Origin of the sequence: Mariniphaga sediminis (assembly GCF_003573545.1) — a bacterium.
Taxonomy (GTDB): domain Bacteria; phylum Bacteroidota; class Bacteroidia; order Bacteroidales; family Prolixibacteraceae; genus Mariniphaga; species Mariniphaga sediminis.
Genome location: NZ_QWET01000011.1, coordinates 60004 through 78283 on the forward strand (window position 1 = coordinate 60004; position 18280 = coordinate 78283).

General features: G+C 45.0%; 8 protein-coding genes. 6 read left to right on the forward strand and 2 right to left on the reverse strand.

The annotated features are described in order from the left end of the window. Positions 1 to 192 precede the first annotated feature (192 nt). From D1164_RS14805 to D1164_RS14820, 4 genes are all read left to right on the forward strand, one after another. On the forward strand, positions 193 to 6846 hold the full coding sequence (locus D1164_RS14805; RefSeq protein ID WP_172594480.1) for a DUF7507 domain-containing protein: 6654 nt from the start codon (positions 193 to 195) through the stop codon (positions 6844 to 6846). A gap of 14 nt (positions 6847 to 6860) precedes the next feature. Beyond that, entirely contained in the window at positions 6861 to 7820 is a 960-nt protein-coding gene (locus tag D1164_RS14810; protein ID WP_119350786.1) for a PorP/SprF family type IX secretion system membrane protein, read from the forward strand. A gap of 25 nt (positions 7821 to 7845) precedes the next feature. Continuing rightward, positions 7846 to 9633: an OmpA family protein gene (locus D1164_RS14815; RefSeq protein ID WP_119350787.1), complete on the forward strand. Its 1788-nt coding sequence runs from the start codon at positions 7846 to 7848 to the stop codon at positions 9631 to 9633. A 94-nt stretch (positions 9634 to 9727) separates the two neighbouring features. Then, a complete protein-coding gene (locus D1164_RS14820; protein WP_119350788.1) occupies positions 9728 to 11209 on the forward strand; it encodes a Gfo/Idh/MocA family protein in 1482 nt (493 codons plus the stop codon). A gap of 111 nt (positions 11210 to 11320) precedes the next feature. On the opposite strand, the gene D1164_RS24285 is transcribed toward D1164_RS14820, so the two are convergent. After that, complete coding sequence (locus tag D1164_RS24285) at positions 11321 to 13597, reverse strand: NADP-dependent malic enzyme (protein WP_119350789.1); 2277 nt, start codon at positions 13595 to 13597, stop codon at positions 11321 to 11323. A 164-nt stretch (positions 13598 to 13761) separates the two neighbouring features. Here D1164_RS24285 and D1164_RS14830 point away from each other — a divergent pair, with 164 nt between their 5' ends. Further along, positions 13762 to 14130 (forward strand): DMT family protein, encoded by a 369-nt coding sequence (locus D1164_RS14830; RefSeq protein WP_119350790.1) that lies wholly within the window; start codon positions 13762 to 13764, stop codon positions 14128 to 14130. Positions 14131 to 14134: 4 nt separating this feature from the next. On the opposite strand, the gene D1164_RS14835 is transcribed toward D1164_RS14830, so the two are convergent. Further along, the gene (locus D1164_RS14835; protein ID WP_119350791.1) at positions 14135 to 15928 is read right to left on the reverse strand and encodes a glycoside hydrolase family 15 protein; all 1794 of its coding nucleotides are present in this window, start codon (positions 15926 to 15928) and stop codon (positions 14135 to 14137) included. A gap of 76 nt (positions 15929 to 16004) precedes the next feature. Here D1164_RS14835 and D1164_RS14840 point away from each other — a divergent pair, with 76 nt between their 5' ends. After that, positions 16005 to 18218 carry a bifunctional alpha,alpha-trehalose-phosphate synthase (UDP-forming)/trehalose-phosphatase gene (locus D1164_RS14840; protein WP_119350792.1) on the forward strand — a complete coding sequence of 738 codons (2214 nt, stop codon included), beginning with the start codon at positions 16005 to 16007 and terminating at the stop codon, positions 18216 to 18218. The last annotated feature ends 62 nt before the right edge of the window (positions 18219 to 18280 follow it).

Below are 18280 nucleotides of genomic sequence, written 5' to 3' on the forward strand. Positions count from 1 at the left end.
TTTTTTTTGAAGGGTTTTTGTCTGAATTTCGTGTCATGCACGATTTTATGCAAATCTTCCCCGCATCCTTACGTCCCCGGTGGGGAAACTGCACGCAGGAATGCCCTCCCGGCTGTCAGGGACGCAGCGGGAACCTATTATTTTGGAAAGGATAAAACACATGCAGCCACTTTTTGGAGGGGCCCTGAAACTATGGCCAAGAATATAAAAGTTTTCATATTGCTAATCCTGTTTTTGGCAGGTCAGGTTGAATTGGTTCGGGCTGTTACTGCACCGGAACCTGTTGCCGGTAGTGCCCAGGCTGGAGAATTGACCCTTGTGAAGACTGCATCGCCACAAACTTATAATTCCGTTGGAGAGATTATTGGTTATACCATCGAGATGGAAAATACAGGAACTTTCCCTGTTTACTCCCCGGCAGTGACAGATAATGACGCTACCAGCGGCCCCACTTACCAGAGCGGCGATACCAACACAAACGGAATTCTGGATGTGGGGGAAGTATGGGTTTACTCGGCCGGTTATGAAATCGCACAGGCCGATCTTGACAACGGTTCCTTCACTAACACGGCAGAGGGAAGTGGCTCAGCCGACACCGACGGCGATTTCGCAGGCGACACTCCTGTTTCGGGTAACGACAGCGAAACAGTTAACGCGGTGCAGGATGCTTCCATTGCAGTGTCGAAAACGCTTTCCCCGGCTGGTCAGACTTACGATGCTGTTGGCGATATTATCACCTATGAAATTACGTTGAGCAATACCGGGAACGTAACGGTGTACTCCCCGGCAGTGACAGACAATGACGTTACCAGCGGCCCGACTTACCAGAGTGGCGACACCAACACCAACGGAATCCTGGATGTGGGTGAAGCGTGGGTTTATTCGGCCAGCTATGAAATAACACAGGCCGACCTGAATAACGGATCGTTTACCAACACAGCAGAGGGGAGTGGTTCCGCCGATACAGATGGCGATTCCGTGGGGGATACTCCTGTTTCGGGCAATGACAGTGAAACAGTTAATGCGGTGCAGGATGCTTCCATTGCAGTGTCGAAAACACTTTCCCCTGCCGGTCAGACTTACGATGCTGTTGGCGATATTATTACCTATGAAATTACGTTGAGTAACACCGGGAACGTAACGGTGTACTCCCCGGCAGTGACAGACAATGACGCTACCAGTGGCCCCACTTACCAGAGTGGCGATACCAACACCAACGGAATTCTGAATGTGGGGGAAGTCTGGGTTTACTCGGCCGGATATGAAATTACACAAACAGACCTGAACAACGGTTCCTTTACCAACACAGCGGAGGGAAGTGGTTCAGCCGATACAGATGGCGATTCTGTGGGCGACACCCCTGTTTCAGGCAACGACAGCGAAACAGTTAACGCGGTGCAGGATGCTTCCATCGCAGTTTCGAAAACACTTTCCCCTGCCGGTCAAACTTACGATGCCGTGGGCGATATTATCACCTATGAAATTACCTTGAGCAATACCGGTAACGTAACCGTTTATTCCCCGTCAGTGACAGATAATGACGCTACCAGCGGCCCCACTTATCAAAGCGGCGATACCAACACCAACGGAATTCTGGATGTGGGGGAAGTCTGGGTTTACTCAGCCGGTTATGAAATTACACAAACAGACCTGAACAACGGATCGTTTACCAACACAGCAGAGGGAAGTGGTTCAGCCGATACAGATGGCAATTCTGTGGGGGATACTCCTGTTTCGGGCAATGACAGTGAAACGGTAACCGCGGTGCAGGATGCTTCCATCGCAGTGTTGAAAACACTTTCCCCTGCCGGCCAGACTTACGATGCTGTTGGCGATATTATCACCTATGAAATTACGTTGAGCAACACGGGGAACGTAACGGTTTACTCCCCGTCAGTGACAGACAATGACGCTACCAGCGGCCCCACTTACCAAAGCGGCGATACCAACACCAACGGAATTCTGGATGTGGGGGAAGTGTGGGTTTACTCGGCTAGCTATGAAATCACACAAACCGACCTGAATAACGGTTCGTTTACCAACACAGCAGAGGGAAGTGGTTCCGCCGACACCGACGGCGATTCTGTGGGCGACACCCCTGTTTCGGGTAACGACAGCGAAACGGTAACCGCGGTTCAGGATGCTTCCATTGCAGTGTCGAAAACACTTTCTCCTGCCGGTCAGACTTACGATGCTGTTGGCGATATTATCACCTATGAAATTACCTTGAGCAATACCGGGAACGTAACGGTTTACTCCCCGGCAGTGACAGACAATGACGCCACCAGCGGCCCGACTTACCAAAGTGGTGATACAAACACCAACGGAATTCTGGATGTGGGCGAAGCGTGGGTTTATTCTGCAGGATATGAAATCACACAGGCCGACCTGAATAACGGTTCGTTTACCAACACAGCAGAGGGAAGCGGTTCAGCCGACACCGACGGCGATTCCGTTGGCGACACTCCTGTTTCGGGCAACGATAGCGAAACAGTGAACGCGGTGCAGGATGCTTCCATTGCAGTGTCGAAAACACTTTCCCCGGCCGGTCAGACTTACGATGCCATTGGGGATATTATTACCTATGAGATTACCTTGAGCAATACCGGGAACGTAACAGTTTACTCCCCGGCGGTGACAGACAATGACGCTACCAGCGGCCCGGCTTACCAGAGCGGCGATACTAACACCAACGGAATTCTGGATGTGGGCGAAGCGTGGGTTTATTCTGCAGGATATGAAATCACACAGGCCGACCTGAATAACGGATCGTTCACCAACATAGCAGAGGGAAGTGGCTCGGCTGACACCGACGGCGATTCCGTTGGCGACACTCCTGTTTCGGGCAATGACAGCGAAACAGTTAACGCGGTGCAGGATGCTTCCTTGGTTGTAACCAAATCGGCTGCTCCGCAAACATATTCTTCCGTTGGGGAAGAGATTGCCTATACCATTGTGGTTGAAAACACAGGCAACGTAAGTATCACAGATATTTTGGTGACAGATCCCCTTACAGGGCTAAATGCCAATATTCCCAGCCTTGTGCCGGGAGCTTCGGATACCTTCAATGAAAACTATACCATTATTCTATCCGATTTGGAGCAGGGAAATGTTGTGAATGTGGTTTCGGTTACAGGAAATGCGCCTGATGCAAGTGCGGTGCAAGCAGAAGATACCGAAACGGTTATTGCATTGGATCCTCCAACGGCCACCGACGACGCAAACGCTGATAATCAGGCAGGAGAGTCCGTAATAATTAACATCCTGGCAAATGACCTCTTACATGACGGCTCGCCTGCTTTACCGGGGTTGGTGACAGTTGATTTGAATCTTCTGGAAGGAGGTATTCAAACGGAGTTGATTGCGGAAAATGAAGGTACATGGACTTATAATTCAGCAACAGGTGAAGTAACATTCACGCCTCAGGCGGGTTTCACAACCGACCCGGGAGTGATAACCTACGAATTGACAGAAAACCTGACCGGTCGCAGCGACAACGCAAATATCAGTGTTGACTATAATGAAGGGAATCCTTATGCCATCGATGATATCAGTACAGGCAATTCACCGGGTGATGTTGCGATAGTGAATATAATCGACAACGACAAATTAAGTGATGGCTCCCTGGCATTGCCGGCTTTGCCATTGTTGGTAACGCTCGATCTCGATCCGGAAACGGACGGACTTCAGAATGAATTTATTGTATCCGGTGAAGGTGTTTGGAGCTTAAACTTTTTGACCGGGAATGTAACTTACACTCCCGAACCGGGATTTACCACTGATCCGACGCCAATAACCTACGTACTCCGTGAAGTGCTGACAGGCCTTAGCGATAATGCTACTATTACAATTGAATACGATGAAGTGCCGCCGAAAGCAAATGATGACAGCATGTTGGGTATTGAACCCGGCGAAAGCGGAACAGTCAACATCCTGACGAATGACTTATTAAGTGACGGAACTTCTGTTCAACAGGATCTGGTTACGGTGGATATTGATTCACTGACGGCAGGAACACAGGCTGAATTTATTGTTACAGGAGAGGGAGCCTGGACTTATAATCCGGCAACCGGAGAGGTAACATTTACCCCTGAACCGGGTTTTACTATTGCGCCCGAGCCGATGAATTATTCTTTAACTGAAAACCTGACAGGCCTGAGCGACAGTGCCACCGTTACAATGGGCTATACTGAAAAACCACCGGTGACTGCTAACGACAATAGTACCCAAAACGTGCCCGGAAAGATTGTGGTCGTTGATATTCTTTCCAATGACGTGTTAAGTGACAATTCCCAGGTATTGCCGGCTCTGGTGGATGTTGATCTCAACCTGCAGGAGGATGGTATTCAGTCTGAATGGATTGTAGCTGGAGAAGGTACCTGGACTTATAATCTGGCAACAGGAGAGGTGACATTTACTCCGGAACAGGGGTTCACCACCGATCCGGGCCCGGTTGACTATCAATTGACAGAAAGCCTGACAGGGCTCAGCAGCAATGCCACCATCAGCGTGGATTATGATGAAAGGGAACCTTATGCTGTGGATGATATTAGTAACGACAACGTGCCTGGCGAAGCTGTAGTTATTGCAATTCTTTCCAATGACTTGTTAAGCGATAGTTCGCAAGTGTTGCCTGAACTGGTGGATGTTGACCTCAACCTGCCCGCAAATGGTATTCAGCATGTATGGACTGTTGCTGGCGAAGGTGCCTGGGTTTACAATCCTGCTACGGGAAAGGTGACATTCACTCCGGAACAGGGGTTTACCACCGATCCTGGAGCAATCACTTATGAATTGACAGAAAATCTGACAGGCCTCAAAGATATTGCTGATATCAGTGTTGATTACAATGAAGGCGATCCGTATGCAGTAAATGATATCAGTACGGGAAATGTTCCCGGTAATGCTGTAACAATTAACATCCTTTCCAACGACAGGTTAAGTGACGGGTCGCTTGCATTGCCGGCATTGTCTGTGTTGGTAACAATTGATCTCAATCCGCAAGCCGGTGGAAACCAGAATGAATTTATTGCTGCCGGAGAAGGAAAGTGGAGTTTTAATACATTAAACGGAAACGTGACGTTTACTCCCGAACCCGGTTTTACCACCGATCCTGCGCCAATAACTTACATCCTTCGGGAAATTCTGACAGGCCGGAATGATGATGCCACCATCACAATTGAGTACGATGAAGTTCCCCCCGAGGCGAATGATGACAGTATGTCGGGTATTGAACCCGGAGAAAACGGAACCATTGACATTCTGGTTAATGACAGGTTAAGCGACGGAACCTCGATTCAAATAAACCTGGTAACCGTGGACCTCGATTCACAAATGGCGGGGATACAGGATGAACTTGTTGTGTCGGGGGAAGGAACCTGGAGTTTCAATCAGGCAACCCGGGAGGTAACTTTTAATCCGCTGCAGGGGTTTACTTCCGATCCGGCACCGTTGAACTATATTTTAACAGAAAAACTGACCGGCCTCAGCGACAATGCCTCCGTTACCATGAATTACGACGAAGGGTCGCCTGTTGCTGCAGACGACAGTCGGAATGACGTCACGCCGGGTGAAGTGGTGGTTATCGACATTCTGACCAATGACATTTTAAGTGATGGTTCACCGGCATTGCCGGAATTGGTAGAACTCGATATTGATTTGCAGAATCAGGGGGTGCAGAATGAACTGACAGTTGAAAATGAAGGAACGTGGAATTATAATACAAATACAGGTTCGCTTACATTTACTCCCGAGTCTGGTTTTATCTCTGATCCAACTCCTCTGAATTACAGATTATGCCAGGGTGTTAATTTTTCGTTCTGCGATGAAGCAGTGGTGACGATAAGTGTGGATCAATCCGTGCTACTATCTTCTGTTGCCCTGGTAAAGACAGCATTGTATTCTCCTGAAAACGGAGTTGTTGCGTACACTTTCGAGGTGACAAATACAGGGGAATTAAAAATTGAGGATTTAACCATTGATGATGAGCGGATTGGCGTGGACAACCTTGCGGTAACTCCCGGTGCTTTGCAACGGGGTGAAACCGGAACTGCAACAGCTATTTACACCGTAACACTGGCAGATTCGGATGCCGGGGTTATTACCAATTCAGCCAGCGTAAGTGGATTCGATGTACTGAACCGGCCTGTTAGTGATCAGTCGGGGAGTAATGTGGGAAATGATGAGCCAACTGTGACAATGTTGGTTCAAACGCCGTCCATTTTAATAGAAAAAGAGGCTGTTCTTTTTACGTCAACGGTTTCGTTGGACGAAGTGGTCGATTTTACGTTGGTAGTTACCAATAACGGAAATGTTACCCTGAACAATGTTGTGGTGAAGGACTCTCTGACAGGTTTTGAACAGGAAGTAGAAGAACTACATCCGGGAGGGACCATGAATTATTCCACAAGCTACACTGTTCAGAGTTCGGATGAAATAAACGGGCAATTTAAGAATAAAGCCACAGTAACAGGCACCTCGCCGGATGGTGTCAGGGTGGAAAGCAGCAGCACTGTGACGGTTCCGGTTGAACAGTGCGATCTGATTCTGCCCACCGGGTTCTCGCCCAATAATGATGGCATCCAGGATTTTTGGAGAATTAAGTGTTTGGAGAAATACCCGGATGCTGAAATTGAAATATACAACCGTTGGGGAAATCGGGTATTCGAAAAGCAGAATTTCGGGAATATCGATATTCATGGAACTACCGATGCCTGGTGGGACGGGCATTCTACTCACAAGTGGAGTTTCGGCAATGAAAAACTTCCAACAGGTACTTATTATTACATTCTTGATTTGAAAGACGGCAACGAACCCCTGACCGGATTCATATTTCTGAACAGGTAAAATCGATACACAAAATGAGAAAGAGAGAAATTATGAGATTTGAATTGAATAGTGTAAAGGGATTGGGAGTTTTATTTCTGTTTTTGCTGATTTTTAGCGAAGGCCGGGCACAACAGGATCCCATGTTCACACAATACAATTTTAACACGCAAACCATTAATCCCGCTTACGCCGGTACATGGGATAATATCGGTTTTTTGGTGCTGGGGCGTCACCAGTGGATGGGAATGGAAGGAGCTCCCCAAACGTACACTTTTTCCATGCAAACTCCCACAAAGTTTAGGAATGTAGCCGTCGGATTCAATGTAATTTCGGACAGGGCAGGTTTTGAAAAACGTTTGATGGCAAATTTCGATTATTCTTACCAGCTGAAACTAAACAGGGAAACTTCCCTTCGCCTGGGCCTGAAGGGAGGTATTAATCATTACACAAATAACCTGGCTGATTACACAGGGTATCCCGGCGATCCGGCCGACCCGATGTTTATGAGTGATACCGATTCGAAGGTGATCCCTAATTTTGGAATCGGTGCATTTCTATATCATGAGAGATATTATATCGGGTTATCGTCGCCGAAGATTTTAAAAACGAAATTTCTGAATAACTACAATAATTATTCGTCGTGGGCTGAATTCCGGCATTTTTTCCTGATTGGAGGGTATGTATTCAATCTCTCCCGGAGCCTGCAATTTAAGCCTACATTTTTGGCAAGATCCATTTGGGGCTCTTCAACCGTGATTGACTTTTCTGCCAATTTTTTACTGGGAGAAAAGGTGTGGCTGGGAGGGAATTACCGCACAGGTGATTCTTTCGGGTTTATAGCTCAATGGATATTTGACCATCAGCTACGGATAGGATACGGGGTGGACTATTCCACGTCCCGCCTGCAATCGTTTCACAGCGGTTCGCATGAAATAATGGTGTCGTATGAGCTTGGCGTAAGGCGCAGGTGGAGTACGCCCAGAATGTTTTAATGCTGTGAAATAAAGAAGAGGTAATATGAAACGAAAAACGACGACCATACTTTTGTTATTTATAACGCTGGCAAGCACGGTGAATGGACAGCAATACAATTTTTTTGACCTGGTGGATTACAAGGTCAGGCTTTTGCCGTCGGTAAATACTGTTGAAAGCGATATCTCACCCGCCTTTGTAAAAGGTGAATTGTATTTTTCTTCCATCCGGGAAGAATATTTTGGGAACGAAAGGCTTCAGCAGCGGAATATGTCTTTTTATGATGTGTACAGTACGGAGATCGATAGCGTCGGGAATCCGGTCTCATTGAGAAAGCTGGTTCCGGGATTTGGTAACTTGTACCACGAAGGACCGGTATCGTGGTGTGAGGCTACCGGCGAACTGTTTGTTACCCTGAGCAACGTAATAGATGGCGACACCATTCATCACGGAATGATAAATGAGGAACATGTCCGGTTACGTCTTGTTATTATGAAGGAGACAGACGGGAAATGGACAGTAACAGAAGAACTACCGTTTAACCGGGATAACTACCATTTTGCCCATCCAGCGGTTAGCGTCACCGGCGATACGCTGATTTTTTCCAGTGACATGAGAAGGGGATACGGAAAATCTGACCTCTACATGTCTGTGAGAGAGGATGGAAAGTGGAGCAGGCCTCAGAATTTGGGAGAAATGATCAACACTCCCGGGAACGAAATGTTTCCGACGTTTGGCCCGGACGGCCTTCTGCTGTTTTCATCTGACGGGCATGAAGAAAATTACGGGCAGATGGATATCTATTATACAAACTTTCCTCACCATATTTCTCCGGTGAATGCGGGAAGAAAGCTAAATACGGCTTTTGACGATTTTGGCTTGGTTGTTCACCCGTCGAAAGAATATGGCTATTTTTCTTCCAACCGGCCTGGCCGGGGGAATGACGATATTTATCACATAGAATTTATTCCTGTTACTGAAACGCTTAACGGGAAAGTTTCAACCCGTTACAATGGGGAACCTGTTTCGGATGCTATCGTTTATTTGCAGGATTGTAATGGCAATGTGATTGAAACCAAACAATCCGGTATTCTGGGCAATTTCGAATTCGAAATACAAAAGGGGCTTTGCTACCGGTTAATGGCTGAGAAGGAAGGTTTCCAATCCGATTTGGAAAACCTCGCAGGTCGGAATATTGTGGAATTACAGTTAAAACAAATTTTGAAATACCAGATCCAGGTGTTGGATTTTGGCGATGGAAAATCATTGCCTGAGGCAGATGTGTTATGTCTTGAAGAAAAATGGGAAACGGACACATCGGGTTTGGTGCGTATTCAGTTTGACAGTTTGATGGTGTACAATGTCCACGTGATTAAAGAGGGGTATTTCGATTATTCGAAGAATGTAGATTCGACCTATTTTACGATGGGGGCAAATGTGGTCGATACAATTCAGCTTTTCAAAAAAGAGAGGAATAAAAACTTTCTGCTTAAAAATATCAATTATTATTTCGACAGATGGAGAATTATGCCTGAATCGGAGCCTGAATTGCAAAAGCTGATAAAGCTGATGAAAGATAATCCTTCTTTGAAAGTGGAATTAGAAACGCATACCGACAGCAGAAGAGAAGATGAGTTCAACCTGTGGCTGAGCCAGAAACGCGCAGACTCCATTGTGGAGTATCTTGTTGAAAACGGAATTGAAAAAGAACGTTTGACGGCAAAAGGTTACGGCGAAACCCGGTTGCTAAACCGTTGTGCCAATGGGGTTAATTGTTCCGAAGCCGAACACCTGGTGAATCGCCGGGTTGAGTTTAAAATACTTGGATTTTAGCAGGTTGTTTCGTAATAAATAAATAAATTTACACATTCAGGATTTGTACTGAACAATAATTTTATTTTTTTATAACCAGTTTAAACAATAAATCATGGATTTAAAATCGAACCTAAAATCTTCCCGGCGCAGTTTTATCGGAACTACTGCAGCGGCCGTTGCAGGTTTCAGTGTGATTCCAAGCCATGCTGTGGCGGGACTCGGGCACACTCCTCCCAGTGATAAATTAAATATTGCCGGTATTGGTATTGGTGGAAAAGGAAAAGTTAACCTCGACAATATGCCCGGACAAAATATTGTGGCGCTGTGTGATGTGGATTGGAATTATGCCGATAGGGTATTTAAAGCTTACCCAAAGGCGAAGAAGTGGAAAGATTTCCGTGAAATGCTGGAAAATCAGAAAGATATTGAGGCCGTGGTTATTGCCACTCCCGATCATACGCATACTCTGCCTGCTGCGGCTGCCATGGAATTGGGCAAGCACGTTTACCTGCAAAAGCCGCTCACTCATTCGGTTTGGGAATCGAGGTATTTAACGGAACTGGCCCAAAAAACAGGGGTCGTTACACAAATGGGGAACGAAGGGCACTCAAACGATACGGTGTATGAAGTAGCCGAAGTAGTGCATAGTGGCTGCCTTGGCGATATAAAAGAAGTCCATGTATGGACAAACCGGCCAATATGGCGGCAGGGGATGCCTAAGCCGCTGAAAGAAGTGAAGGTGCCAAATACCCTGGACTGGGATTTATTTATTGGCCCGGCTGAAATGCGGCCTTACAACCCGGAATATCATCCGTGGATTTGGAGAGGCTGGTGGGACTTTGGAACAGGGGCCCTTGGCGATATGGGATGCCATTTATTGGATGTTCCTAATTATGCATTGCACCTTGGAGCACCCAAGGCTTTTCAGGCAAGTTCTTCTTTGGTGAATACAGAAAGCGCTCCGGTTTCGGCGCAGGTTACTTACTTGTTTCCGGCCCGCAAAAACCTGGATTATTGCGCATTTCCTGAGTTGGAATTAACCTGGTATGACGGAGGGTTGATGCCTGCGCGTTCGTTTGATTTACCAGTTGATGCCCCTATGAATCCGGGAGGCGGATTTATGTTCATTGGCTCAAAGGCAACACTTATTGCAGAAGCTTATGGGGGCAAATGGAAAGTCTACAAAAACGGGCAGGAAGTAGTTCCAGAGACCCGGGTGAACATCGACAGAATTCCGGACGATCCAATGGGCGGAGGCCGTCATGAAATGCATTTTGTGAATTGCTGTAAAAACGGAGGAAAACCAGCTTCCAGTTTTGAATATTCCGGTCCATTTAATGAAATGGTTGTTATGGGTAATCTGGCGGTGAGGATGCAGTCGCTTCAGAAAACTTTATTGTGGGATAGCGAAAATATGAAAGTTACCAATATTTCTCCTGATGAAACACTGGTGACAACCAAACTGCTGCCTTTCTCTTCCGATATAGTTACCCGGAAAGTGGAAGGGGAATCGAAACAGAGTGTAAAGTGGAACGCTCAGGAGATGTGTGAAGAATGGGTAAAACATACCTATAAGAATGGCTGGAGTTTGTAAATATTAGTTGCCCGAAACGGTACTGAAAGTTTCCTTCGGTTTTTTTTGAAAGAGTAACAAAACCTATTGACAATTAAGTTAATAGGTTTTGTTGTTTATGCACCTCCCATTTTATTCTTCCGGTACCGACTGTGCATCCACCACGGCTATGGCCACCATATTGATAATTTCACGAACCGAACTGTCGCGCTGCAAAATATGGATAGGTTTTTTCATACCCATCAGAATAGGCCCAATGGCTTCCGCCGTACCAATAGACTGTAACACTTTATACGTGATGTTTCCTGAACTCAGGTTGGGAAATATCAGGGTATTGGCATCGTGATCCCCTAATTTATTGAAAGGGTACCGTTTGTAACGAAGTTTTCCGTTCAGTGCATAGTTGGCCTGCATTTCGCCATCTACCATTAAATCGGGATGTTTTTCATGCAATATCTGTACAGCCTCTTTTACCCTTACCGGGCTTCCCAGTCCTTTAAATGCGCCGAAGTTAGAGTAGGAGAGGAGGGCAATTTTAGGCTCAATATTGAAACGCTTAACCTCCCGGGCAGTCAGAAGCGTTGTGTCTACAAGCGTTTGAGAAGAAGGATTCATGTTTACAGTTGTATCGGCCAGGAAAATGGGACCTTGCTTTGTAATCATCATGTACATGCCAGCAATATGATTGCAGTCTTCTTTCACGCCAATCACCTGCAATGCCGGACGGATAGTATCGGCATATTTTCGGGAGAAACCGGAAATAAATGCATCGGCCTCGCCGGTTTCCACCATCAGCGCACCAAAGTAATCGCGGTTATATGTATTTTCCAATGCTTCGTCATACGTCATTCCTTTCCGTTTCCTTTTTTCGTAAAGCGTTTTGGCCAGCTTGTGCCTTTTGTCTTCAGTAACCGTCCTGAATATGTCAATAATCTCTACATTGCCAAGTTCAAGTTGATTCTCTTTAATTAGCATCCTTATTTTTTCTTCGTTGCCGAGAAGTATGGGATGGGCAATTTTTTCGCGGGTGACGTATTGGACTGCTTTGAGAATTTTAAAATCGTTTCCTTCAGCAAAAACAACCCTTTTGGGATTCTGGCGTGCTTTGTTGCGAATACTCATGACCTGTTTACCACTTATTCCCATCCGGTTGCTAAGCTCCTGTTTGTATGCTGTCCAGTTTTTTATCGGATTTTGTGCTACTCCGGTATCCATTGCAGCTTTGGCAACGGCGGTTGAAACAGTTATGATAAGCCTGGGGTCTAAGGGCTTCGGAATAATATAATCACGACCGAAAACAATATTTTGTTTGTTGTATGCGCGGGCAACTATTTCGGGAACATACTCTTTTGCAAGGCCAGCCAGCGCTTTGGCAGCCGCAATTTTCATTTCTTCATTGATTTGAGTAGCCCTTACATCAAGAGCCCCCCGGAAGATGAATGGAAAGCCCAGTACATTGTTTATTTGGTTGGGATAATCACTGCGTCCGGTAGCCATAATGACATCGCTACGGGCCGCGGTTGCATTTTCGAATGAAATTTCAGGATTGGGATTGGCCATGGCAAATACGATGGGATCCTTCGCCATTGATTTAATCATTTTTTTGGAAACCAGACCGCCTACTGAAAGACCCAGAAAAACGTCCGCTCCTTTCATCGCTTCCTCCAGGGTATTCACTTTCCGTTTTGTCACAAATTCCTGCTTGTAAGGGTTCAGGTCTGTGCGCCCTTCATTCAGTACGCCTTTGCTGTCGCACATCACAACATTTTCGGAGTTTACTCCCAGGCTGACGTATAACCGGGTGCAGGAAATGGCTGCAGCCCCGGCTCCGCAAATTACCACTTTGATATCTTCAATCGATTTGCCGTTCAGTTCCAGCGCATTCAGTAATCCTGCAGCAGAAATAATAGCTGTTCCATGTTGATCGTCGTGAAAAACCGGAATCTTTAGCTCCTTTTTCAGGGCCGCTTCAATTTCAAAACACTCCGGCGCTTTGATATCTTCCAGGTTAATGCCTCCAAAAGTAGGAGAGATGGCTTTCACCACTTCGATAAATTTTTGAGGTTTTTTTTCATTTACTTCGATATCAAATACATCTACATCAGCAAAAATTTTGAAAAGCAACCCCTTGCCTTCCATCACCGGTTTCCCGGCTTCAGGGCCAATATCACCCAAACCAAGAACTGCCGTGCCGTTGGAAATAACTGCTACCAGATTTCCTTTGGCCGTGTATTTGTAAACATTGTCCGGCTCTTTTTCAATTTCGATACACGGCTGTGCTACGCCCGGTGTATAAGCCAGCGATAAGTCGTATTGTGTGTTATGCGGTTTGGTTGGGACTACTTCAATTTTTCCGGGGCGGTTTTTTTCATGATACTTTAATGCATCTAATCGACTGATTCTAGGCATCGGATTTGATTTTATTGGTTCTACTATAAAGATAAAAAAAAATGAGGAGAATGGTTTTATAATATCTGTCTGATTTTGGGAAAATAATTGGATTTGGGAGAAGCCAATGTATCCGAAAATGCATTAATATTGCGCAATTTTTTTGTAATTATCATCGCATATATATGAAATCGGTTTATACTATTCTCCTGCTTGTAATGTCTAATATTTTTATGACGTTTGCCTGGTACGGGCATTTAAAGTTTAAGGAATTCAAGTGGTTTGGAGCATTGCCACTGGTAACAGTTGTATTGATAAGTTGGGGAATGGCTTTGTTCGAATACTTTTTCCAGGTACCGGCCAATCGTATTGGGTTTAAAGAAAATGGCGGACCTTTTACACTGGTTGAATTAAAAGTAATCCAGGAGGTGACAACGTTGGTCATCTTTATGCTGTTTACACTCTTATTCTTTAAAAACGAAACGTTCCGTATAAATCACTTTATTGGTTTCATTTTTTTGATTCTGGCGGTCTATTTTATTTTTAAGAAATAGGAATTTAGAATTTACTTTTCAGCTCAATATCCTTTGAAAACAGCATCGCCGTTTCAATGAGTGCCAGATGCGAATATGCCTGTGGAAAATTACCCAAAAGCCGTTTGGTTTCAAAGTCGATGTCTTCGCTGAACAGTCCCAGGTGGTTACTGTAAGTAAGCAACTGGTCAAAAAGTTTCTGAGCCTGTTCTCGTTCCCCGATTTTGTCCAGCGCCTGTATCAACCAGAATGTACAGATAGTGAACGAGGAGGTAGGCAGTCCAAAATCGTCGCGGTTTTTGTAGCGATACATCAGCCCATTGCGTCCCAGTTCACGTTGTATAGCTTTTACCGTACTGACAAACCGGTAGTCGGTTGCATCGATAAAACCATAAGCCTCCATCAACAGGTTCGAGGCGTCAAGGTCTTTCAATCCGTAAGCCTGGGTAAATGCCTGCACTTCTTCGTTCCATCCTTTTTCTAAAATATCTTTTGAAATGGTTTCCCTGAGTTTTCCCCATTTTTGGAGATACTCATCCCGTTTTATCAACTCCGCTACTTTTATAGCCCTGTCAATAGCCACCCAGCAGAGCAGTTTGGAAAAAACAAAATGCCGGTGTTCTGTACGGATTTCCCAGATTCCACGATCAGGCTTTTTCCAGTTTTTACGCACAATACGAACGATACTTCTGGTGATGGTCCAGAGCTCTTCACTGTTTTGTAAGGATACTTCGAAAAGGCTGAATTGTTGATAGATAACATCCATCAATATGCCGTAAATATCGTGCTGTTTCTGTTTGTAGGCAGCATTACCGATACGGACCGGCGCGCTGTCCTCATAACCGGAAAGATGGGTAAGAATGCGTTCCCTGAGGTTCTTTTCCCGGTTAATGCCGTACATAATCTGAATTTTTTCATCCTTGTCAGAAACAACATCAATGATAAAATTCAAAAAACGCTCGGCGCTTTTCCAGTGTCCTATCTGGGTCATTATTTTAATAACCATTGAAGCATCGCGTAGCCAGCAGAACCGGTAATCCCAATTTCTGATTTCACCAATGGTTTCCGGTAGTGAGGTGGTAACAGCTGCCAGTACCGCGCCTGTTTTATCAAAACTCAGCAGTTTAAGGACCAGGGCGCTGCGGATTATTTCTTCGTTGTAGCTTCTGAACCGGTGGGTTTCTTCTGACCAGTTGAGCCAGTAAACCTTGGTGCGCTGAAGTTTAAGGTAAGCACGTTCGATAGTTTGTTTTAAGAGTTTCTGGTTATAGCTAATCAGGAAAAAAGTATCCTTTTCCAATTCAACCTCCTCTCCACTTATCACTTTCCCCATTTCAATATCGGTGTAAAGATAGAGTGAATCGTAAGCGCCGGTACGCGTAAAACTTTTTACAAACTCTTTGCGCACTTCGGTAATGGTTTTTCTTTCTGCATATTCCAGCCGGGGGTCGTAATGAATTCTGAAACGAGGCCTGCCTGATTTTAGCTTGATATAGCGAATAACATCAGGAGGGGAATAAACTTGTTCCCTGCCATTATGATAGTGGTAGCGGGGCATAAAATCGATAACCTCGAAACTGTCAGTTCCGTTGGAATATTTTGTTGATAATATATTTGTTTTGGGTAAGTAGCGCTGAGTTGAGTGATAGTCGTCACCGGTAATAAATTCAAAACTTCCCCCTTTTTTCCTGTCCAGTATTTTAGCGAAAACCGAGGCAGAATCAAATACCGGAAGGCAAAGCCATTCCAATGCACCCTTTTTCGATATCAGTGCTGCACTCTTGCAGTTTCCTATAATCCCATAATCCAAATTTGCCATTATTAGTACAGTTTTTTTTAATTTTGAGAATTGGCATATTTTACGTATAATAATGACGAACAAATATAGAAAAACTATGAGTCGATTTCTAATTATTTCAAACCGATTACCGGTGCAGATAAGTATCTCTGAAAATGATATTGGTGTTGAACCAAGTGTCGGAGGGCTTGCCACCGGGATGATGTCAGTGAGTAAATCTTTTAACAGTTTATGGATAGGCTGGTCTGGAGTCGACTTTAACGAATTGACAAACAGTCAGGTAAAAAAGGTTAACTCTGCATTAAAAAAAGAAAAATGTGTGAGCGTAAACCTGACGCAGGAAGAAGTCGAACTTTACTACGAAGGATTTAGTAACAAGACCATCTGGCCCTTGTTCCATTATTTTAACCAGTTTGTGGAATACGAAGATGAACAATGGCAGGCTTATAAAAGGGTAAATCAAAAATTTGCCGATGTAATTGCTGAAAATATGGAGGGGGTGGATAAAATATGGATACATGACTACCACCTGCTTTTGTTGCCCCAAATGATAAAAGAAAAGTTTCCGGATGTTACCATCGGATTTTTCCTGCACATTCCCTTTCCTTCTTACGAACTTTTTCGCATTCTGCCCTGGCGTAATGAGATTATCCAGGGAATGCTGGGTGCCGATTTACTCGGGTTTCACACATTCGATTACGAACGCCATTTTATGAGTGCCGTACGCCGGCTGTTGGGTTACGATATCAATATAAATGAAATTCATTTGCCCAAACGGATTGTTAAGGTAGACAATTTTCCCATGGGCATCGATTACGATAAATTTCAAGATGCGGCCCTTGATTCTCAAAAAAGATCGGTACGCGATAAATCGGAAATACGGAAAGAGCTGGAACGTTACTACCTGCTCTATCCTGAAACGAAATTTGTCCTTTCAATTGATCGCCTGGATTATACAAAGGGGTTGATTAACAGGTTGGAAGCTTTTGAGTATTTTCTTGAAAATTATCCGGAATACCGGAATAAGATAACATTGGTGCTACTGGCAGTCCCGTCACGTATTGGAGTGGATCAATATCAACAAATGAAAAGTGAAGTGGATGAGATTGTGGGCCGGATTAATGGGACGTATTCTTCCATAAACCGCAACCCTATTTGGTATTTTTACCGTTCCCTTCCTTTTGAAAACCTGGTGGATTTATACAATTACTGCGAAATTGCCCTGATTACACCCATTCGCGACGGAATGAACTTGGTAGCCAAAGAATTTATTGCCTCCAAAACTGATGGCCGGGGAGTGCTGATTCTGAGCGAAATGGCCGGAGCTTCCAAAGAGATGAGTGAGGCGCTGATTATTAATCCCAACGATAGAGCACAGATTGCGGAGGCCATAAAACGAGCCATTGAAATGCCGTTGGATGAACAGATTGAACGAAATACAGTACTTCAAAAGCGGCTTAAACGATACAATATCGAAAAGTGGGCTACCGATTTTCTGAACAGTCTGGACAAAGTGCTGCAAAATGAGCAACAATACCTGGCCAAGAAGTTGACAAATTCAACCAGAAATAAGATAATTAAAGAACTTTGCCAATCGGACAACCGTATTTTTTTTCTCGACTATGATGGTACCCTTACCGGGTTTAAGGACAATCCTAAACATGCAAGGCCCGACAAAGAGTTGTATGAATTGCTGGATAACCTCGCCAATAATCCGAAGAACAGGGTAGTACTTATTAGTGGCCGCGACAAAAATACTTTTGAGGAATGGTTTGGTGACAAGCCCTATACGCTGATTGTTGAACACGGTGTATGGTACAGGGAGGCTGGAGGCCAATGGGAAATGATTGAACCGCTGGACGATTCATGGAAGGAGAGCATTCGTTCTTCCCTTGAGTTTTATGTGGATCGTACCCCGGGTTCATTTATTGAAGAAAAAAACTACAGTTTAGTATGGCACTACCGGAAATCTGACCCTGAATTGGGGCTGAACCGGGCTATTGAGCTAAAAGATGAAATGACCAGTTTGGTGTCGAATTTGAACCTCGAGATTATGGAAGGGAACAAGGTTCTGGAGATTAAAAACAGGGGTATCAACAAAGGACGTGCTGCCCTGAAAGTATTGCATTCCAGACCTGCCGATAAAATTATGGCTATTGGAGACGACTGGACCGACGAGTTCCTGTTTTCTGATCTGCCCAATGAAGCCATTACCATAAAAGTGGGGATGGCCCATACCGTTGCCGGATACAAAGTGGAGAACTTTGAAGAAGTGCGCGGGTTGTTGCAGCAAATGGCTTGTGAGGAGTAGTCAGTATTTTGATTTTTAATGAATATTTTCGACATTTGCGCCTAAATAAACTATGTAAAACG